This is a genomic window from Paenibacillus catalpae (assembly GCF_900112695.1).
GTDB lineage: Bacteria > Bacillota > Bacilli > Paenibacillales > Paenibacillaceae > Pristimantibacillus > Pristimantibacillus catalpae.
Genome location: NZ_FOMT01000002.1, coordinates 444,287 through 465,034, shown reverse-complemented (window position 1 = coordinate 465,034; position 20,748 = coordinate 444,287). Strand labels below are relative to the sequence as shown.

At 48.1% G+C, this 20,748-nt stretch carries 14 protein-coding genes; 6 read left to right on the top strand and 8 right to left on the bottom strand.

Annotation, left to right across the window (positions count from 1 at the left end):
- Nucleotides 1–169: 169 nt before the first annotated feature.
- The gene (tatC, locus tag BM200_RS09715; RefSeq protein ID WP_091184460.1) at nt 170–922 is read right to left on the bottom strand and encodes a twin-arginine translocase subunit TatC; all 753 of its coding nucleotides are present in this window, start codon (nt 920–922) and stop codon (nt 170–172) included.
- The gene (locus tag BM200_RS09710) at nt 919–1,149 is read right to left on the bottom strand and encodes a MerR family transcriptional regulator (RefSeq protein ID WP_091184457.1); all 231 of its coding nucleotides are present in this window, start codon (nt 1,147–1,149) and stop codon (nt 919–921) included. The genes tatC and BM200_RS09710 overlap by 4 nt, the downstream gene beginning before the upstream one ends.
- Nucleotides 1,150–1,534: 385 nt before the next feature.
- On the opposite strand from BM200_RS09710, the gene BM200_RS09705 reads away from it, so the two are divergent.
- The 3 genes from BM200_RS09705 to BM200_RS09695 are packed head-to-tail and all read left to right on the top strand — an operon-like array spanning nt 1,535 to nt 3,924.
- Nucleotides 1,535–3,139: a flavin monoamine oxidase family protein gene (locus BM200_RS09705; protein WP_091184454.1), complete on the top strand. Its 1,605-nt coding sequence runs from the start codon at nt 1,535–1,537 to the stop codon at nt 3,137–3,139.
- A gap of 17 nt (nt 3,140–3,156) precedes the next feature.
- Nucleotides 3,157–3,714 carry a RidA family protein gene (locus tag BM200_RS09700; protein ID WP_091184452.1) on the top strand — a complete coding sequence of 186 codons (558 nt, stop codon included), beginning with the start codon at nt 3,157–3,159 and terminating at the stop codon, nt 3,712–3,714.
- 24 nt (nt 3,715–3,738) lie between these two features.
- Entirely contained in the window at nt 3,739–3,924 is a 186-nt protein-coding gene (locus BM200_RS09695; RefSeq protein WP_091184450.1) for a twin-arginine translocase TatA/TatE family subunit, read from the top strand.
- A gap of 322 nt (nt 3,925–4,246) precedes the next feature.
- Here BM200_RS09695 and xylB read toward each other — a convergent pair whose 3' ends face one another.
- Nucleotides 4,247–5,743, bottom strand: a complete 1,497-nt coding sequence (gene xylB, locus BM200_RS09690; protein ID WP_091184447.1) for a xylulokinase — start codon at nt 5,741–5,743, stop codon at nt 4,247–4,249.
- A gap of 37 nt (nt 5,744–5,780) precedes the next feature.
- Nucleotides 5,781–7,094 (bottom strand): xylose isomerase, encoded by a 1,314-nt coding sequence (gene xylA / locus BM200_RS09685; RefSeq protein ID WP_091184443.1) that lies wholly within the window; start codon nt 7,092–7,094, stop codon nt 5,781–5,783.
- A 215-nt stretch (nt 7,095–7,309) separates the two neighbouring features.
- On the opposite strand from xylA, the gene BM200_RS09680 reads away from it, so the two are divergent.
- Nucleotides 7,310–8,473, top strand: coding sequence for an ROK family transcriptional regulator (locus tag BM200_RS09680; protein WP_091184441.1), 1,164 nt, complete (start codon nt 7,310–7,312; stop codon nt 8,471–8,473).
- Between the two features lie 115 nt (nt 8,474–8,588).
- Here BM200_RS09680 and BM200_RS09675 read toward each other — a convergent pair whose 3' ends face one another.
- The 4 genes from BM200_RS09675 to BM200_RS09660 all read right to left on the bottom strand — a co-directional run bounded on the left by BM200_RS09675 (nt 8,589) and on the right by BM200_RS09660 (nt 18,974).
- Complete coding sequence (locus tag BM200_RS09675; protein ID WP_139230770.1) at nt 8,589–14,243, bottom strand: hypothetical protein; 5,655 nt, start codon at nt 14,241–14,243, stop codon at nt 8,589–8,591.
- 845 nt (nt 14,244–15,088) lie between these two features.
- Entirely contained in the window at nt 15,089–16,288 is a 1,200-nt protein-coding gene (locus tag BM200_RS09670; RefSeq protein WP_175532816.1) for an S-layer homology domain-containing protein, read from the bottom strand.
- 361 nt (nt 16,289–16,649) lie between these two features.
- Nucleotides 16,650–17,867: an MFS transporter gene (locus BM200_RS09665; RefSeq protein ID WP_091184435.1), complete on the bottom strand. Its 1,218-nt coding sequence runs from the start codon at nt 17,865–17,867 to the stop codon at nt 16,650–16,652.
- Nucleotides 17,868–17,885: 18 nt separating this feature from the next.
- On the bottom strand, nt 17,886–18,974 hold the full coding sequence (locus BM200_RS09660; RefSeq protein WP_091184432.1) for a lactonase family protein: 1,089 nt from the start codon (nt 18,972–18,974) through the stop codon (nt 17,886–17,888).
- Nucleotides 18,975–19,150: 176 nt separating this feature from the next.
- On the opposite strand from BM200_RS09660, the gene BM200_RS09655 reads away from it, so the two are divergent.
- Both BM200_RS09655 and BM200_RS09650 read left to right on the top strand, forming a co-directional pair.
- Nucleotides 19,151–19,513, top strand: a complete 363-nt coding sequence (locus BM200_RS09655) for a LytTR family DNA-binding domain-containing protein (protein WP_091184429.1) — start codon at nt 19,151–19,153, stop codon at nt 19,511–19,513.
- A 110-nt stretch (nt 19,514–19,623) separates the two neighbouring features.
- Nucleotides 19,624–20,628, top strand: coding sequence for an aldose 1-epimerase (locus BM200_RS09650; protein WP_091184427.1), 1,005 nt, complete (start codon nt 19,624–19,626; stop codon nt 20,626–20,628).
- The last annotated feature ends 120 nt before the right edge of the window (nt 20,629–20,748 follow it).

Genomic DNA, 20,748 nt, shown 5'->3' with positions numbered 1-20,748 from the left:
CAGTAAAACCGTCTTTTTGCCGTACTTGCTCGCATTATGTCTGCAGCAGGCGAATTAGCGGATAAAAAGTAAAAGCTTTAAATAAATGGCCTCTTTCTTCCATAATTAAGGCGAAAACATAACAAAAGCAGCCCCGGCATTAAGCCGAGACTGCTAATGAATTACCTATCTATGCTCCGGAAGCTTCGGCCACCGCCGCTGCTTTCCTTCGTCCGTATACAATGCGGGACAGCAATACGCTAATCTCGTACAGTACCACAAGCGGAATAAATACTAACAGATGAGAGATAAGCTCGGGAGGCGAGATCAGGCTGGCTACAATAACAAGCACCAGATATGCATACCTCCGCATTTTATGAAGCGCCTTGGGTGTCAGAATCCCGATCTTCGTCAGGAACATAACGACAACCGGAAGTTCAAAGGCGATGGCAAGCGGGAGAATAATATTAAACATAAAGCCGAAATACTGCGCTACGCCATATGTCTCTACAAGCTCCATACTTTTCGTTATCTTGGAAGTGAACGAGAAGCTCATCGGGAAGACGACAAAATAACCAAACGCCAGACCCGTGAAGAAGCAGATTACGCTATACGGAACATAGCGTAAAGCCGCTGTCTGCTCCGTTGGATGAAGCCCTTGCTTCACAAAGCCCCACAGCTGATACAAAATATACGGCAGCGATACCGCCAGCGCGATTACAAGCGCAACCGACATATACATTCGGATGCCGTCCCAAGGCGAGAATACATTCCAGGTCATCTCGGAACCCGGCGGTATGCTCTTCAAATAACGGAGCACCTTCGGAGATACATACAACCCGCCCCCAAGCGATAACAATACGACTGCCAGGCTCCGCCAGATCCGGCTACGCAGCTCGGTCAGATGAGCAAGCAGCGTCATTGTCTCTTCATTTCTTTTCATTCGCCGCACAACCTTCCGGGTTTTCTCAGCTCAAAGGTATGAAAGCCATCCCTCAGCTTGTCATTAATCTCCTTCAGCCGATCTACATCCGCAAATGAATACTTGCGTGCGCCCCCTTTAGTCCTGACCGGGAAAACCAACTGTTTCTCCTCATAATATCGAATTTGTCTTTCCGTCAAACCAGTTAAGTCGCTAACGATTCCAATACTCATCACTTTGTCCTTCATCGTCTAACGCCTCCCGCAAACGGATATGTAATATAACCTGACATTAAACCTCTCGCTACGAATTTATCAGTGTGCTCTCTCTTCGTCAATGGGACTGATTGCCCTGGTCTGCTTGTCCGTTACGGGATGTAACAATGGAACAAAATGAACATTAAGAGTGTTCAATTGCTTGAAATCCTTGTGTTTTTATGAAACTTACGGTCTCAATTCACAACTATAAATGGTTATAATTACCTATCGGCTGTTATTTAATTAATTAATTTTATTGGACATATAAATTTTATTTATGTCAGACTTCCTAACAAAATATTGGCGGCGAGTCGAAAATTCATGCTACATTTCTTTCCGAGACGGGCAAACGATCAAGTGAAGGAGCTGAAGGGGCATGGAATCGAAGGAGACACCCAATGAACTGTCACGCAGACAATTTCTGACGACAGTCGGCAAAATCGGCGGGGCCGCCGCTGTATTTAGTGTAATGGGAACGATGGGGTTATTTACGCCAGAGACACTTAAAGCAGCCGAGTACGAACCTCCATCCGGCTGGGACCTCAAGGGTACGAACCGTTCAGGCAAAAAAATCGTTATCCTCGGCGCCGGTATCGCCGGCCTGACAGCTGCTTATGAGCTCGGCAAAGCAGGCTATAATTGTACGATTCTTGAAGCACGCGCCCGTTCCGGAGGACGGAACTGGTCGGTACGCCGCGGAACAACGGTGACGGAGATCGGCGGACAAAAGCAGGTTGCACGATTCGATGACGGCATGTACCTCAATGCCGGTCCGATGCGTATCCCGCAGTTCCACGTTACGATGGACTATTGCCGAGAGTTTGGAATCGCAATGGAGCCATTCAACAACGTGAATGAGAGTGCCTATTATTACAATGAGAATGTTGGTGCATTATCCAATACCCGTGTACGCAAACGGGCCGCAAAAGCCGATGTGAGAGGCTACGTAAACGAGCTGCTCGCCAAATCCATCAATCAGCCTGGACTGGACCTGCCTGTTACAGCGGAAGAAAAGGAGAAAATCGTCGCTTATCTCCGCTCCGAAGGCAACCTCGATGCGGATCTGTTCTATAAAGGCTCATCCCGCGGCGGTTACAAGGATGAACCGGGCTCCAGACTTGATGCCGGTGTCATACGCGATCCGTTTGACATGAAGGCTATTATTAATTCCGGCTTCGGCAACTTTTTCTCCAGTGAATACAGCTACGACCAGCAAATGATGATGTTCCATCCGGTCGGCGGGATGGACGCGATTCCGCAAGCGTTCGAGAAGCGCCTTGGCAACCGGATCAAATTCCACTCCGAAGTGAGTGAATTCAAGCATGTCGGCAACCAGGTACAAGTCACCTACAAGGATCTCTTGAATGGCGAAACGAAGCAGATCGAGGGCGATTACCTCATTTGCACGATTCCGCTGTCCGTGCTGAAGAACATCAAGCATGATTTGTCTCCGGAAATGACCAATGCGATCAACAATACGAAATACGCCAGCGCCGGCAAAATCGGCCTGCAGTTCAAGCGCCGGTTCTGGGAGGAAGACGATCAAATCTACGGCGGCAATACGCTGACGAATATGGACATCTCTTCGATCTATTACCCGCCAACGAATTATTTTGCCAAGAAGGGTCTTCTGCTCGGTTATTACGCCCAAGGCTCCAACGCGGATAAGATTGGCGCTTTATCCTTTAAGGAGCGCGAAGCGCACGCTCTTGCTCAAGGCGGCAAAATTCACCCGCAATATTACAAAGAGTTCGAATCCTCGTTTTCCGTCAACTGGAAGACGACCAAATACAACGAAGGTGCTTGGGTCTCCTACTCGGCTGATGACCGCAAGATCAACTATCCGGTGCTCTGCAAGCCTGACCGCCGCGTCTATCTTGCCGGCGAGCATATCAGCTACATTACAGCCTGGATGGCAGGCGGTATTGAATCGGCGCGCGAGGTTGTCACGGACATCCATGAACGCGTCATGAAGGAATAACCTAGGAGGGGTCAATTATGAAGATGACTGGAAAAATGAAAGTTATCGCCGGTGCGGTCATTATCTCTTGCCTTGCAGCTACGGCAAGCGTATATGCCGCGGTTACGCCAAATAAATATCCGCTCGCCCCGATTCACGAGCCTGAATTTTACGGTAACCCCTCGTCCTCGATCTCAAGTGCCGTTGCTATGCCGGCAGGTGCCGCAACCTTCGAGACAAGCGGCACGGTACCTTCTGTCATTAACAAGGATGGCAAGACGATCTACGAACGTTATGGCAATACAGAGACGCAAGGCCTCAGCGTTCTGAAAAATATTGAAACATTGCTGAAAGAGCAAGGTCTCTCAATGAAGGACGTCACTTATCTGCGCGTATACATAGCGCCCGATGCCGCTAAAGACGGCAAATTCGATTTTGACGGCTGGAACAAAGCTTACGCCAAATATTTCAATACAAAAGAAAATCCGACCAAGACTGCCCGCTCTACCGTTGGCGTAGGCGGTCTGGTCAACTCGGATTGGCTGATCGAGATTGAAGCCGTTGCCACTTACCCAAGTAATCATAAAAAAGACTAATAAAAATCGAACGGAGATGATCGTATGTTACAAAACGTTGGTTTCCCGGGTCTCATGATGATTTTAGTTGTGGTATTAATCATTTTTGGACCTTCTAAGCTGCCTGAGCTTGGCCGTGCAGTAGGCCGCACGCTTCATGAATTCAAGACCTCCGCGAAGGAATTAGTATCCGATTCGAAGGAAGAAGTTGTATCCGAAAGCAAATCTTAATCCGCTATTGATGCAAAAGAGAGGCCGTACCCTTTATAGCTGGGTACAGCCTCTTTTCATGTATTCCATCCTGCTAGGATCCCGTGCAGCTGTGGTTCCGACTTAGTCAACTTCGTTGGATTTCATCCAGTGAGTATGCCATAATGCCTTCCAACCCAAATGTGCTCCTTCCAGTTGGATAGAATCCAATGTAGAAGCCGTTACCGGACCTCGGCACGCCATTATGCTGGACGAAATCCAACGTACTACCTGCAAAAAAGAACCGCTCCTTCCGGGGGAACCCGGAAAAAACGGTATCAACTCGCGATATTAATGAAAGCTATTAACCCCGGTAAGCAACAAGCGCTTCGTTCATGCCGCGCGTTTGTGCATACACTTGCTGATAAATCCGGAAGAGCCCTTTGTACGTCTCAACAGCCTCTGGCTGCGGCTCATACGAAGCAGCATGCTTCACGAATTTGTCCGCGCAAGCCTCCAGGCTTTCAAACCAGCCGCAGCCATAAGCCGCGAGCATAGCCGCTCCAAGGCCCGGGCCTTGCTCGTTCTCCAGCGCGACAACGGTCGCGTTGAAGATATCCGCCTGCATTTGCAGCCATACCGGATTTTGCGCGCCGCCGCCGATGGAGACGACTTTATCAACCGTCTTGCCAACGCTTCGGAACATGTCAACGGATTCGTTTAGAGAGAACGTAATTCCCTCCATTACCGCACGGGCAAAATGAATGCGCTCATGCGAGCCGTCTACGCCAATAAAGCTGGCGCGGATTGCCGGATCGGCATGCGGCGTACGTTCGCCAACGAGGTAAGGCGTGAAGATCAGTCCGCCTGCACCAGGTTTAACTTCGCCTACTCCTTGCAGCATTTCATCAAACGATTCGTTTGGAGCAAAGGTTTTCTTGAACCAGCTCAGACTGTAGCCTGCCGCCAAAGTAACGCCCATCGCATAGAAGGAGTTCTCTTTGCCGTGGTTGAAGAAATGAACCTTGCCTTGGAAGTCCTTGTTCTTGTCATTCTCATAAGCGAGAATAACGCCGGATGTACCGATACTCGACAGCGTCAAGCCTTCGGACAAGATGCCAGCGCCAATCGCGCCGCAAGCATTGTCGGCACCGCCGGCAAATACTTTCGTTGATGGCTCCAGGCCAGTGCGCTCTGCAATTGCTGGCAGCAATGTGCCTACGAGGCCATGCGACTCTACCAGCGGCGGGCAGAAGCTTGCCGGCAATCCAAATGCGGACAGCACATCGCTGCTCCATTCTTTTGCCGCTACATCAAGCATCAAAGTACCTGCAGCATCGGAATAATCCATGTGCAGCTCGCCTGTTAATGCATAACGAACATAGTCCTTCGGCAGCACAAACAGCTTCGCTTGCTCAAAGGCTTGCAGCTCGTATTGACGAACCCACAAAATCTTCGGCAGCGTGAAGCCTTCAAGCGCCGGGTTGCGAGTAATGCCAAGCAGCTTGTCGCCAAGCGTACGCTCGATCTCACGGCATTGCTCAGTCGTACGCGTATCATTCCACAGAATAGCGTTGCGGACAGGCTTGTTTTCTTCGTTCAGCAGCACAAGACCGTGCATTTGACCGGAGAAGCTGATGCCTTCGATCTGCTTCGCAGAGATACCGTTAGACGATGCAAGCTCATGAAGCGCTTCAATCGTAGCGGTCACCCAGTCTTCCGGCTTTTGCTCGCTCCAGCCGGAATGCTCGTGGAACAGCGGATAGCTGCGGGATGCTTCCGCAGCTACCGTTCCGTTCTTGTCAACGAGCAGTGCCTTTACAGCACTAGTACCTAAATCTATACCTACCACATAACTCATTGACATTATCCTCCCGTTATCCGGTTACTTTCAGCGATTAAACGCTGAAGATAACTTCGCTGAGCATCAGTCTCATGCGCTCTTGCTTGCCGGATTTGTTAACGATTGGATTGTTTTGCATAGCGTAAGCTTCCAGGGAAGCCAGGGATGCTTTACCTGCAACAACGTCAGCGCCGATTCCTGTTTTGAAGCTGCTGTAGCGATCTTCAACGATATTGTCGAAGATTCTTTCTTCGATCAGCTTCGCAGCTGCTTTCAGACCCCAAGCGAAGGAATCCATACCGGCGATGTGAGCCAGGAAGAGATCTTCTGCTTCGAACGAACCACGACGTACTTTTGCGTCGAAGTTAACGCCGCCGCGTGTCAGACCGCCGGCTTTCAGAACTTCAAACATCGTCAGTGTAGTCGAGTACAGGTCAGTTGGGAATTCGTCAGTATCCCAGCCAAGAAGCAGGTCGCCTTGGTTAGCGTCAAGCGAGCCCAGCATGCCATTGATTGCGGCTGTACGGATTTCATGCTCGAAAGTATGGCCGGCAAGTGTTGCATGGTTTGCTTCAAGGTTCAGCTTGAAGTAGTCTTTCAGGCCGTATTTTTGCAAGAATGCAATAGTTGTAGCGGAGTCGAAGTCATATTGGTGTTTAGTTGGCTCTTTTGGCTTAGGCTCGATCAAGAATTGTGCGTCGAAGCCGATTTCTTTCGCATAAGCGATTGCCATGTGGTACAGACGAGCCAGGTTGTCAAGCTCGAAGCCCATATCTGTGTTCAGAAGGTTCTCGTAGCCTTCACGGCCGCCCCAGAATACATAGTTTTCCGCGCCCAGCTCTTTACCAACTTCAAGACCTTTCTTCAGTTGTGCGCCAGCGTACGCGTATACGTCGGCGTTGCAAGTCGTGCCTGCACCGTGAACATAACGCGGGTTCGAGAACATGTTAACTGTATTCCATAGCAATTTTTTGCCGGATTGTTGTTGTTGGTCTTTCAGCATAGCGACGATTACGTCGAGGTTTTTGTTCGATTCTTGCAGGGTTGCACCTTCAGGAGCGATATCCACGTCATGGAATGCATAGAACGGCGCGCCGATTTTATCAAGGAATTCGAAGTTTGCTTCTACGCGTGCTTTCGAACGGTCAAGGCCGTCGAATTTGTCCCAGCCGCGGAACATCGTTGCATTACCGAATGGATCCGTACCGTTTGCGTTAAAAGTGTGCCAGTAAGCAACTGCGAAGCGGAGATGCTCTTCCATCGTTTTGCCCAGAACCACTTGTTTTGGATCATAGTGTTTGAATGCAAGCGGATTGTCGGAGCCTTTGCCTTCGAATTGGATCTTGCCGATGTTAGCGAAATACGTCATGAGATGAATATCCTCCTTTAAAATGTACGAGTATAAGTTCAATCTTCTCGTTAGCTAAATGTGTTTTGAAAACGCTCACCAATAATATAGCATGGGTAACTTAGTTTGTCTATTAAACAAACTAAGTTTTTATGTTAAAATATTTTCAACAGCCAAACGCAGGCAAATTCTGATACAATAGGCTGAATGGACGACATGGACGGAGGCAATTGCAGTTGAAAGTAACAACGACAGGCGATTTGACCCTTATTAAAAAGATAAATACATCCATCGTGCTGGAAGCCGTGCTGAAAAACGCCCCCCTCTCAAGGGCGCAGATTTCCGAGCTTACAGGGTTGAACAAAGCAACGGTCTCCAACTTGGTTCAAGATTTGATCGACAGCGATCTTATTATAGAGATTGGTCCCGGGGAATCGAGCGGCGGCCGCAAACCGGTTATGCTCCTGTTCAATGGACAAGCCGGTTATGCCGTAGGCATCGACCTTGGCGTTAACTACATTCGCGGAGTGCTTTCCGACCTTGAGGGCAATGTTGTTGCCGAGCTGCAGAAGAGCCTCAAGAAGCATCAGCTTGAGTTTACCCTGAAGGAACTGGTTCAATGTATAGAAAAACTAATTGGCAAAGCACCGGTTAGTCCATATGGCATTGTAGGAATCGGCATTGGTGTGCCGGGTATCGTGGATGATCAAGGTTCAATTCTGTTTGCTCCAAATCTGGAATGGCGGGATGTCGAGCTGCAGCACATGCTGGAGGAACGCTTCCAGCTTCCTGTTACCATTGATAATGAAGCAAACGCCGGCGCACAAGGCGAGCAGAAATACGGCATCGGTCGCGGCATCGCTCATCAAATCTATGTCAGTGTCGGGATTGGTATTGGTACAGGTATCATACTTAATAAAGAATTATATAAAGGGGCGACCGGCTTCTCCGGCGAGCTTGGGCATCTGTCCATTGAATATAGCGGCAAGCCGTGCCGCTGCGGGAATGAAGGCTGCTGGGAGCTGTATGCTTCGGAGAATGCGTTGCTCGAGCAGGCTGCTCCGCTTGGATTCGATAGTCTTGAGGATCTGCTGGAAGCGGCAGATGCCGGCAATGAAGAGGTCCGCGCTTTGTTCTATAAGATTGGCGAATATATGGGTGCGGGCATTTCAAATATCGTCAACGTATTTAACCCGGATGTCGTTATTATCGGCAACCGGATGAGCCGTGCGAAGACTTGGCTGGAGGAAGCGGTTCAGTCCTCGGTCGCCCGCCGGACACTGCCTTATCACCGCGAGCGGCTCAAGATTTTGTTCGCGGAGCTGCAGGATCAATCCGCTGTCCGCGGCGCAGCGTATTATGCGATCAGCAAGTTTTTCACGAAAATAAAAGCCGGATAAGCCGGGAGGTTCAAGGCGTCTGATCACGACTCACATCCATGGGACCCTTGTATCCGTCAACTTATAGCTGCTGCATAAACGAAATAAGACCCTCGCAGGGTCTTATTTCGTTTCACTATTTCAACCGATGCACGCCTACAATATCGTAGACATTTCCTTCAATCTGTATTGTCACGGTGTCCCGCTTCACAATCCCATTATTGTAATAAGCAGTAAACTCAAAGTTTAGCGGTCCTTTCTTGAAATCCGAGAACGCGTTTTCCCAAAGCTCGCCTTGCCAGCTGGAACGAGAACTATTCGTAGAGGTTAGTGAGGTGGAGTAGCTTTTCATCTTCACCTCAACCCGGTCCGCTTTGGCAGCTGTTCCCGTAGCCGTTGTTGCCGCTGAGAGAAGGAATTTCTCTCCGGCCCAGAATACGTTATATCCCCGAGGCGAATTCTCGTTGCCGCTCTCTTTCTTGTTAAATTCCTTCCGGTAATCATCCCATTGCTCCGTATGCTTCACGTAGCCTGTTAGTCCAAGGGCAAGCACCTTCACTTTTTTCTCGGTTTGTACCGTTTCCATGCCGTCACTTACGGTGAGCAGCATCGTCCACTCCCCTGTTTCCATCATCCGATAGCTTGGACCGCTTGTCGGATATGGCCTCTTGTACGTATAGTTGAAACTTCTGGCTACGCCGCTTGGACTTGTCAGCTTGTACATGATGGACAGATCATTTCCATCCGGATCGTCTACCGCAGTGGTGAAAGCTGTCGTATCTCCTTCATAGACAGGCTTTGGCGACCAGTCAAAATCAGCGGTTGGCGGGCGGTTCGTTGTGAAATAAATATATTGATACTGCCCCATATTTCCCGCTACGTCCCAGTCTACGACCATCAGCCGATATTTAGCTCCGGTTAGTAGTCCTCCCACCGTGTAACTGGTTGTTCCATTCGGAAGAGGAATGTTATATTCCGCTGTTCCGTTGCCATTCAAGTCAATGTTGGTAGTTGAACCGTCTTCATTAACCTTTTGCATATAGAACGCTCTAGAGGCATGACCCGATGACGGGGCTGCATCGCTGAACGGGTTAAAGGTGACTTTTACCGAGGTAGGCTTTATCTCCAGCTGTTCATTCGTATCATCCGGAGGAACGGTATCTACGAAGAAATAGCCATTTTCCGAATAACCGCCCCAAGCGAAGTTGTCGCTCGCTCTAGCCCTCCAGTTATGAAGACCTTCCTGCAGCGCGGGAGGCGTGTAGGTTGTTGTGCTGACTGCATTATTCGTATCTGCCACCAGCTCTGAAGTAGCGTTGTAGAAGATTTCGTAATCTACTTTAGACGACGGCTGTCCATCCGCATCTGTCACGGACACTTTAAGCTGCGGCCGATTATTATTTGTATAGACCGGTGCAGAAGCTTTTGCCCCGTTAAAAGAAAGCAGATGCGTCACAGGCGGCGTATTCAGTATAAAGTACACGATATTGCTGTCATCCGACCAATACCCTTTTGAATAGACACGGCCCTGTACTTTTACTTTCCGCCCCTGCTGGATTCCTTCATCCAGAATGAAAGACGTGTCGTTACCCGGATACGTGCCTTCCATTATCGTTGCTCCGTTGTCCGCATAGGAGACTTTCAAGCGGAACTGCTCCTGCGGATCATGATCAGCATCGTTGTATGTCCACTGCAAGGTTGGCTCGCCGCCAAGCAAAGTGGGACTGGACAAAGTGCCGCTTGGGTACGTAATGATCATCTGCGGCCGGTGCTGATTGGCAGGCGGGAGTGCATCCTTGTAGACCCTCGTTTCAACCCAATAGGACCATACCCCAAAACCATCCTGCACTTGCTCCTGAATAATGAGTTCCACGCCAGGCCTGGTGTATAGCTCCCGCTTTCCGGGCGTCCAAGCTGTTTCATCTGCCCATCGCGTCCGAAATGATCGATCTGCCAGGTAATCCGGAATATCCGGGTCATAAGAAGTATCGTAGGTTGTGTAGTTAAGCGTCTCCCCTTCCGGATACACAATACCAGTGAACCGGACATCTGGTTGCGCAATCGGCCGGCGGTGAACGTAAATTTGTTTCGTTACCGGTTCAGACCATGCCGCATACTCATCCATTCCCGGACTATCTTTTGCCTTAAACGTAATGTTATAGAGGCCCGGCCTATCCAGCGTTGAAAGCTTTGTATCGAAGGTTTTGCCGTCAAATACACTTAACCCAAGCGAGTTGGCGAAATAATTTGGATCATGCTGATAGGTCCAATTTTCTAACTTCTCCGGATCCTTCTCGATGTCGTCAAAGAGTATGTCGTACTTGATCTCTTCTCCGACCAGAACAGATTCTTTAGTCTCTTCTACGTAATAGTCTCCGTAGTTTTTAATCTTCACATCACTGAACTTCGCTTGCTGCTGACCAATAGACATGATACCTGCCGAGCCTTGTTTGTACGTTTTGTCTGAAATTTCAATTAATTTGGCGTGATTGATGTAGACTCGCAAACTGCCGTTGCTGGCTTCAAGTTCAAACGGATACGTGATGAATGGAGCTCTTGGAAAATCCACTGATTGAAGCACCGTTTTTGAGCCTGCTCCAACCTTGTATAGTGTAAGCCTGTCCCTGGTCCACTCCGCTGCGTACATATTCTTGCCGTCCTGAACATGAATTGCAGCACCAACCGGCTTATCATTTGTTGCGTCATTGACAGCAACATTGAAGGAAAGACGATCGTTCTTCAGCTTAGTTGCCGGATCATACCATAGGCCAGCCCAAGTTGAATCAACAACTTCAATGGTGTTATTATCGATTACTTTTGGATAATCGCTCTTGCCGCTTGCAGATACAAATGGAAATACATACTGAATACCAGATCCTGAACCAGGCTTCGAAAATCCATAAAAAGATCCATCAGGTAAAATCGACGTGTTTAAGGTCGGATCTTTTAAGGCGCTGCTTAGCCAGTCACCTTTCGTATCCGTAACCTCACTGTGATACGTTTTACTGCCATAGTAGTTATAATTCTGATCAATAGGAGCCCTTCCGTTTGCTGTAATTGAAACGTAAGGTGTATAGGCTCCACCATATACCGCATACGCTCCATTATCCGGAAAAGCAATATTACCGCTTGGCATTAAAAAAGCTTTTGTATTCGGAATCAAGTTACCTTCCGTGTTCTTCTTGATCAGGTTTAAATACTTGTCAAATTTATAATCTCCCCACGCATAGCGAACCGTTGCGTAAACGGAACCGTCCGGATAAATAATGGGAGTGCCTACTCCCCAGGTATCCTCCCAGCTCATCTTATCGCACCACGTTTCGCACGTATTCCAAGATTCAAGGCCGTAAGATGTGGGATCAGGGAGATCAGGGTAACTAATCCTGGACAGGTATCCTGTTTTTTTATTAAACATAAAACCATAAATACTAGTCCCCATACTACTGTCTTTTGAATACTGGGCGTAACCTGAAACCGTGAAATATAAATATTTGGCTGCATCTCCGCGATAGTCGAATTCAGGTGTAGCAACCATATAGGATATATCAGCGTTGTAAGTCCCTCTCGATTGATATCCCATGGCTCCCGTATTGCCATTGACAGCCATCGCATAAAACTCATAACCATCATAGGTCGTTTGCGTAGTCCACGTTAAATAGAAGTCACCATCCGAATCGATAACCCCTTTATAGTTCTGCAAGAAGGTAGGACTGTACTCCAAATCCCCCGTCTTAACATCCCACTGAATGGACTTGTCCACCATGGAATACTTTATGGCGTGGATGGTGTAATAGTAATTATCGCTTGGATTTCTAAACCGCCATGAACTATAAATGTATTTCCCGTCATCAGAGACTTCAAAGGTCAACATGTTATAATTGCCGACGTGAGTTGGAATATCGTAGCTGCCAACCAGTTCTCCTTGATTATTGATCTTTTTAACCGCATATTTACCAGAGGCCGGATCTACATTCGCGCCGTAATAAAAATTCTCATTTTTGTCTGCTCCTAAATAGTCAAAACCGCTAACCGCACTCAAAGAAAACTTTCTTAGTTCCGTTCCGTTTTTGGCATTCCGTTCAACCATGTAGTCACCTTCACGAGAATACAACCGATGACCAGCATAGATATACGGAACAGCTACCGTACCGGTTGGTAATCCCCAGCCTGGTAAATTTGTCAAATCACTTGCTAATTCGTATTTAGACCGGCTATTCGCGCCTAAACCCATATTCGGATACTTAATAAAGAAATCAGCCATCTTGGCATTCTTGGTTTGTAATGCACCGCTGTTCGCTTTCCAGCCAATTGGTGTATTGGTGCTCGTCGTATAAGGTTGGATTAACTTCCATGACCGAATAATGGACTCGCCTGTATATGCTAAGTCTTCCGGTGCGCTGTCATCCCCTTGATCTGGCTGCTGCGTCAGACCATACACTTCAAAATCAACAAATGGTGCATAATTAAGGACATTTGTTGCAGCTATCTCAGAAGTAGCCGATAATCCATAATCCTCTGTGACGCTTACCCGATATTGTCTCTTCCCTACACTCGTATAAGTGACGGGATAAGTATCCTTAAATGGACCAGTATATACGGTTGTCCAAGGCTCTTCTTCATAGTTTCCATCATTATCATGGTCATATCGTTCTTCGATTTCCATGCTTGCGAGTTTATCGCCATCCACGCTTTCCGCATCAATATAGACCATAGATTCGTTAAATCGGTAAGTCTGTTCCGGAGCCATGATGCTTACGATTGGCGGCTGATCGGGAACAACTTCGAAGAGATGGGTCCCCCAATCACTCTCGCGTCCATGAGAATCGAAAACCTTGCCTTCTACAGAATAATCACCAAGAACGCTTGGCCCTTTTGATGGCCAGCCAACGGTATATCCAGGATCACTGACCTTCTTGTATCGCATTTGATCCTTAGTAAAATCAATGGTTACGCCACGATCAGCTAGCGGTGTGTAAGAATTATATAGATGGAAGATGCTCGAAAAATCCCGTCCTTGAATCACCTTAGTTGGCCCTGTTACCACGGCAACCGGCTTTGGATTAAGGACCTGCAGCGAAGCTGTGTCCCACTTCGTCTCTGTGCCGTTGGTAACCATTATTTTTGCTTGGTAGAAGCCAGGTTTGTCAAACTTCACATTAGGGTATCGATATTGACTGTCATCCGTTATGACCTCTTGCAAGTTGCTTGTGAACGTCCAGCTCATGGATGAATAACCATCAGAGTTATTATCTAGTGTTGATGTGTCACCTGTAATAATGGTTTTAGGTATAAACTCAATATCCGCAGTGACAGGTGGAGCCGGCGGCGGAGTTGGTGTTGCTCCGGGATTTGGCGTCTCCGCTCCCGGCTTTGTCACGGTCGTCGTACATTCAATCGGCTGCTCGGCCGTTGTACCATCGGTGAAATTCACACGTGCTCGCATCACCCAAGTCTCCGTATAACTGTCTACTCCATCAAGCTTTGTCTTGGCTATAGTGAAGTTAAACTTCTGCTCGATCTTATCTAATCCATACCCTACGGTTACAGTTGTATATTGACTGCCGCCTTCAGCTCGGCCATAGACCGTCCAGTTCTTGACAGCCTTTGTTCCTTTTCCGGAGAGAGAAGCCGTCAGCGTTGCCGTGACTGGAACGTCTTTGTCGGCGAAAGTGATGTTGTCAGGTTCGGCTGAGCAATCGCAGGATACGGTTGGTGTATTGGTCGGTGGGATTGGTTCGTAGGTGACTCGGACTTCGCCCTCGTAATAATAGGATTCTGCTGACCAATCCAATTTTGTTTCCATTGTATATTGTTTAGCGATTGCATTACCTGAACATCCTGAACAATCTGCATTGTCAAGAATTGAAGATTTAACCGGAGGTATAGATACCGACAACAGACCTTTACCAGTTGTGCCTTTTCCAAAACTCTCTACTCTATGTTGCGCATATCCGGACGGTGTCGCTTTTGTAACAGTAACCGAATCCTGTACTAATCCTGTTTTATAAACATCTGAGCTATCAATTGGTGAGGTAAAATATACAGGACTACTTACTCCATCACTTACGGAAAGAATTCGCCCATCTTCTGTTCTGATTTTATTACTAATCATTACTCCATTATCATCTTTTGCTGGCAAATATCCTGCACAAACTGACAAATTTCCACTCCAGCATGAATCACCAGACTGAGGCGTTACATTATAAGGACCTACTCCATTCCCTTCAATAATCCACTGCTTACCATTTGATCTTCGATTGATTACAGCGTACATTTCTGAAGGCTGTCCACTAGCAGTAAGTTTAATTTTCGTTCCCTTTACATTATTTAATACTAAATTGTTACTACTAACCGCCCCAGTTGATTGTTGAGTTAGTGTTAACTTTCCGCTACTATTTGCTACCATCATCCACAACTGATATGATTTGGGTTTGTATCCTGCAGGTACAGACAAAGAAACAGATATGTTTGGCAGAGTAGCGCTCGCGTTATATTTCTCACTCGATTTAAATGTTAACGATTTAGTTTGTGCTACTGATTGACTAGTCGCAGCGTTAGCTTTTGGAGCGATATTGAACAAACTACTTAATATAGCTAATACAAGAATGATCGATAGTGTTAATTTTTTGAAATCATTCATTTACCTTTGACACCCGTCAGATAAATTTGTTCTCCACTTCCTAGCGCTACATTATAAGGGATTAAATGAATTGATACCCCGCCATATTTCTGAATTTGAGATTGGATATATTTCTTAGAAACTGTCTTAAAGACAAAGTTGTGTGCTGTACTGTTCATTTTGTGGAAAGCAAACTCTTGATTGTTATAGAATAATCCCGCTCTTTCAATTAATTTACCATCTTCATAAACAAATGGATCTCCTAGCAAAATTGTACCTGTATTACCTTCTGTATACATTTCAAAGCTTGTACGCATAATTTGTCCCGAACCATCAGCTACTAGGTTTTTTCCGATTATTTTATAAGCGAAGATATACTGATCACTTGGCTTAAGTGATTGGTCTGCCGGGAAATATGTTGTCCCTTTCAAATACTCCGCATAATACCCCTTCGTATCTGCAGGATCCAGGATAATCAACTTATCAATCGTCACGTTATACTTCTTACTTATATCCACCGAATAAGGCAGCTTCACCAGATCATTCTGATTAAACATCGTAATCATATTATGCCGATGCCAAGCAATCTCCGCTGCGCTGGACGCACCTTGGTCAACCGTCAGCATTCCGCCGTTAGCCAGCTTAAGCAACCGTGTTACTAGTACCGCGGCTTCCGCACGAGTCGTCGTGCCTTCTGTGTTAATTGTCTCTGCCTTCGTCCCGGAACGGGACAAAATCCCCTTGTTCACCGCGCGGAACATCAGCTCTGCTGCGCTCAGCTTTTTGTTCCGGTATTCCGCATACTCGCCCCGCACGGCCAGCTTGGCCATTTCGTTACGTGTCGCAGGATTGTTCAGATTACCCGGATAGTCACCTTCCATATAGACACCGGCTTTTGCCAGAGCTGTTTGATAAGGCGCATACCAGGTGGAACCCCCCGTACCCACTTCAACCTTGAATGTCATAGCCATCATTTTTAGCAGCTCAGCACGGGTAATCGTATTGTTCGGTTTATATGTGCCATCTGAATAACCATTCAATATGCCCGCTTGAACCGCCGTCTCAATGGATGATTCCGCCCAATGTCCGTCAATATCGGTGAACGAAGGCTTGGCTGCTGCCTCGGCACTTTGTCCGCTACCGGTCAATCCCAATCCAACAATACTCCCCGCCGTAACCGCACTTGCCAGTACAATAGAAACCCATGCTTTTCTCACAATCTATCATCTCCTCTACGATTTTCAAGCTCTCTTAAGCCCCTGGTTATTGCCTGCTTCCCCCGCATACGCATATTTGTATAGCAAAAAAGCACACAAAAAACCCGTAAGGCTTTTGGCGTGCTTCGCTCAAAAATTATTTTTATAATAGCGTATACTATCATTTTTTGTCAAATGTTACCGTTTAATAGAATATTACTAGGCCTCCAGCCTAACCCACTCAACTGTCAGAGGACCGCCTTCGGCCTTAATGGTCACGCGACAGCGCCCCGGTGCCAGCAAAACACGTTCGATTGCGGCAGTCTCCTTACCAGCCTGGCAATACCCTGATTTTTGACTCGAAGCCAAACTTTTGTCATCTTTATTCTCTACGATCTTTCGGAAGCAAAATAGATAATAGGCCGATCAACGGAAGGAAGCTGCAGACAACCATCGTATCCAGAATGCCGTAGTGATCAGCTGCGGTTCCGAGTACGATCGAACCAAGTCCGCCCATACCAAAGGCAAGACCCGTAATGAGTCCTGACGCCATGCCTACCTTGCCCGGCAGAAGCTCCTGCGCATAAACGACGCTGACCGAGAAGCCCGATTGCAGGATAAATCCAAGCAAGAAGATAACCGGATAAACCCAGCCAAGCGATACATGCGGCAGCAGCAGGGCGAATGGCGCAGAGCCGGCAATCGAGAAGAGCATCATCCGTTTCCGGCCAAACCGGTCGGACAAAATCCCTCCGAGGAAGGTGCCCAGCACACCCGCCGCCATAAAGATAAAGAGCGGTACCTGGGCTGCTTTAATGGACAAGCCGTAATTATCCTGCATATAGAAATTGTAAAAGCTGCTGATTCCGGCCGCGTACCAAGAACGTGCAAAGACGAGAACAAGCAGCAGCGTCAGAGCGAAGGCAATCACTTTGTTGCTGTAAGGCTTTACCGCCGGGGCGGCACCAGCCTTTTTCTTAACGAGCGCACCATTCGCTGCAAGCTGTGCCCCGTACCATGGAACAACTCTGAGCAATACGATAATTGCGGCAATGGCCAAGAAGGTACCAAGAACTGCGCCACGCTGACCAAGCGGAACAAAAATATAGATCGTCATCAGCGGAGCAAGCGCCTGGCCGAAGTTGCCCCCAACCTGATAGATCGACTGCGCAAGACCGCGGCGTTCACCCGCAGCAAAGAATACGACACGGGATCCCTCCGGGTGAAATACGGCCGAACCAAAACCTACGAAGACAACCGCGAGCAGCAGCATCCAGAAGCTTGGCGCATAAGCAAGGCCAACCATGCCGACAAGGCTGCAGGCCATCCCGACCGGAAGCATCCAAGGCGCAGGCTTCTTATCCGACAATAAGCCTACGGCCGGCTGCAGCACCGAAGAGGTCATGTTAAGGGTAAAAGCGATCCAGCCAATCTGGCCGAATTTTAAACCAAGCGAATCTTCGAAAATCGGGAATAATGCCGATACGACCGATTGCATCGCATCATTAAGCAAATGGACAGAGCTGATGGCAAAAAGAATAGAGTACACCGTCCCCAGCTTGACAGCCGGAGAGATTTTCGCCGAATTGCTAGCGGACATTCGAATTCCTTCTTTCTTTTATCCAAGCTGCTTGGCAGCACCTAAACGTATGCATACCGGGCTTGGCACTTCGAGTATAGTACCTTCTGATTGAATAAGCCCCGTCTCTTGATTAACCGTGAATAATACGATATTGCCCGTCTTCTGATTGGCAACAAGCAGCTGGCTGCCGCCGGGAAGCACCAGGAAGTTACGAGGCGCATCGCCTTCACAGGAAGCATTCTGAATAAGCGTCAGGCTGCCATCCGCTTGATCTACAGCAAACACAGCGATGCTGTTATGACCGCGGTTCGAGCTGTACAAGTAACGGCCGGATGGCGACAGATGAATATCTGCTGCATCATTGTAACCGGAGAAGCCTTCCGGCAATGCGGATACCGTTTGAACCGGCGCCAGCTCCCCGTTGTCCGATACGCTCAGCAACGTAATTGTGGAATCCAGCTCATTCATCACATAAGCGCATGACAAGCTCTGGTGGAAAACAATATGGCGTGGGCCCGCGCCTGAATGAAGCTTGCACGAGCTTTGCTTCACAAGCCGGGTTCCGTCTTCAATCTTGAAGGTATGAATAAGATCAGTGCCCAGATCATTTACATAAACATAATTGCCGTTTACAACAATGGCGTGGGCGTGAGGAGCGTCCTGACGTGCTGTAATTGAACCAAGCGGTGCATCCTCCCGGACAACCGATGTTGCCGGTGCAATTGTACCGTCTCCTTTAATAGGAAGAAGTGCTGCGTTGCCTCCCGTATAGTTGGCGACTAGAACAGCGTGATGATCGGCATCAACCGTTATGTAACAAGGATCTGCGCCATGCGACAGCTGGCGGTTCAGCTCTGTCAGCGTCCCGCTTCCCTCTTCAACCGCAAAGGATACGACGGAACCTCCCGCTTCGGCTCCGGTCTGGCCGGTTTCGCTTACGGCATACAGATGGCGGCCCGCTGGGTCCACAGCCAAATAGGATGCATTCTGAACTCCGGCAACTTCCTGTTTGACGGTAATCGTGCCTGCTGCACCGTCAAAAGCGCAAACGCGAATTGTTGCTTCCGACTCCGTTCCGTAAGAGCCAATGTATAAAGTGTCTTCAAAAGTCTGGTTCTTGCTCATTCCTCAACAACCTTTCTTCATTAGAGTACAATCAGTAGTGTACAGTAAAGTGAACATAGCACATGCCAATCGTCTTCACAATGCCTTTAGAAAAAATGTCTTTTCATCCATGAATAGGCGTGATATAATGTAAGCGCTATCAAATCAGTAGTTCACATTTCTAAGGGGGAATCGGAATGATGAATACTACGCTGAGCGGCCGGAATGTCTATGAGGATTTCGAACTGGAATCGGATGTGCTTTACTTCAAGCTTGGTACTCTTGGTTTAGTCAGCTTTCACGGCAGAAACTACAACATAAAGAAGAGAATGACTGCCGAGCAGATTCAGCAGCTAACCGCAAATAGCAGCTTTTATCCGGTGAATACGAATTGCTACATTAATATCGGCAAGATCAAGTCCATTGCCGGCGGCGTCGTATACTTTGGCTCCGAGTATCATGAATCGAAGCAAGTACCGGTACCTAGACGTAAACAATACGTGCTGCAGCAGCTATTCACACAGCGCGAAATTAACAACGAGCTGCGAATAACGCCATAAGCTCGACTTGAACAGACAACCGCCGCATTTCCATTCCGGGAATGCGGCGGTTGTCTGTTCAAGACCATCCTGTTATTCTAATGGAAGGTTGATAATAAGGAGGCAGTATCATGAGCACGCAAGGAAAAGCATTTGAGGAATTATACCAAGGCGAGAAAGCTGTATGGCTCCAATGGGGCTCTTATGAAGCTGCTGTGCTGCCGGAAGTTGGCGCGAATCTGATCGCCTTCCGCGACACAAGCAAAGGTTATCATATTCTCCGCGAGCCTGCCGAGCAAGAAATGGAAGCTTTCAAGGCAAGCCCCGGCGTTCATGGCATTCCGGTATTGTTCCCGCCTAACCGTTATGAAGACGGCCGTTTTGAATTTAATGGCAGAACGTATACCTTCCCGATCAACGAGCCGAAAACCGGCAACCATCTGCATGGCTTTGCCCATACAGCAGTCTGGACCGTTGAAGATTATGGCGTAAACAAAACGGAAAGCTATGTCTCTCTAAAACTGTCGGTAGACGAGAAGCATCCGATCTTCGAATTCCTGCCGCATGTATTTACCCTTCGTCTTCGTTATGCCTTAAACGATACAGGACTTCTTCAGCATATTTCCGTACATAATGAAGGACAAGACGCTATGCCTTGTATGGTCGCATTCCATACTGCTGTTAACGCTCCGTTCGCGCCTAACAGCAAGCCGGAAGACTGTTCCTTCACGATAACGATCGGCAAGCGTTGGGAAATGAGCGAGCGCATGCTGCCTACCGGCCAATTCCTTCCGTTGTCAGAAGGAGAGCAAGCCATCCAAACCACCGGCGTTCCTACGTATTGGGAAGCCATGGACAACCATTACACGGCAGAGCCGCGTAACGGCCGCAACCAAATGGTGCTGACGGATGCCCGCGAGCAAGTGTCGCTTGTATACGATGTTGGCACTGCCTTCAAGCAATGGATGGTGTGGAACAACAACAGCACCAAAGGCTTCTTCTGCCCCGAACCGCAGCTTAACCTGGTTAATGCGCCAAATGTTGACCTGCCTGCAGACGAGATTGGTCTTGTCAGCCTGGAGCCGGGCGGCATCTGGGAGAACTCGAGCCGTTTCTACTTGCGAGCAGCTAAATAATAGGAAATAGAAAACAGCCTGGGCTACATGCCCAGGCTGCTATTTTTGTATCTAGAACAGTCCAAATACTTTCTTGCAGGCATTTTTGCGGTTTGATTGAACAACCTTGTCTGTACTGAT

Coding starts and splice junctions, on each gene's coding strand:
- BM200_RS09710 (WP_091184457.1), bottom strand. CDS start 1,149: ATGAAGGACAAAGTGATGAGTATTGGAATCGTTAGCGACTTAACTGGT.
- BM200_RS09660 (WP_091184432.1), bottom strand. CDS start 18,974: ATGAGCAAGAACCAGACTTTTGAAGACACTTTATACATTGGCTCTTAC.
- BM200_RS09700 (WP_091184452.1), top strand. CDS start 3,157: ATGAAGATGACTGGAAAAATGAAAGTTATCGCCGGTGCGGTCATTATC.
- BM200_RS09695 (WP_091184450.1), top strand. CDS start 3,739: ATGTTACAAAACGTTGGTTTCCCGGGTCTCATGATGATTTTAGTTGTG.
- BM200_RS09650 (WP_091184427.1), top strand. CDS start 19,624: ATGAGCACGCAAGGAAAAGCATTTGAGGAATTATACCAAGGCGAGAAA.
- BM200_RS09665 (WP_091184435.1), bottom strand. CDS start 17,867: ATGTCCGCTAGCAATTCGGCGAAAATCTCTCCGGCTGTCAAGCTGGGG.
- xylA (WP_091184443.1), bottom strand. CDS start 7,094: ATGACGTATTTCGCTAACATCGGCAAGATCCAATTCGAAGGCAAAGGC.
- tatC (WP_091184460.1), bottom strand. CDS start 922: ATGAAAAGAAATGAAGAGACAATGACGCTGCTTGCTCATCTGACCGAG.
- BM200_RS09705 (WP_091184454.1), top strand. CDS start 1,535: ATGGAATCGAAGGAGACACCCAATGAACTGTCACGCAGACAATTTCTG.
- BM200_RS09655 (WP_091184429.1), top strand. CDS start 19,151: ATGATGAATACTACGCTGAGCGGCCGGAATGTCTATGAGGATTTCGAA.
- xylB (WP_091184447.1), bottom strand. CDS start 5,743: ATGAGTTATGTGGTAGGTATAGATTTAGGTACTAGTGCTGTAAAGGCA.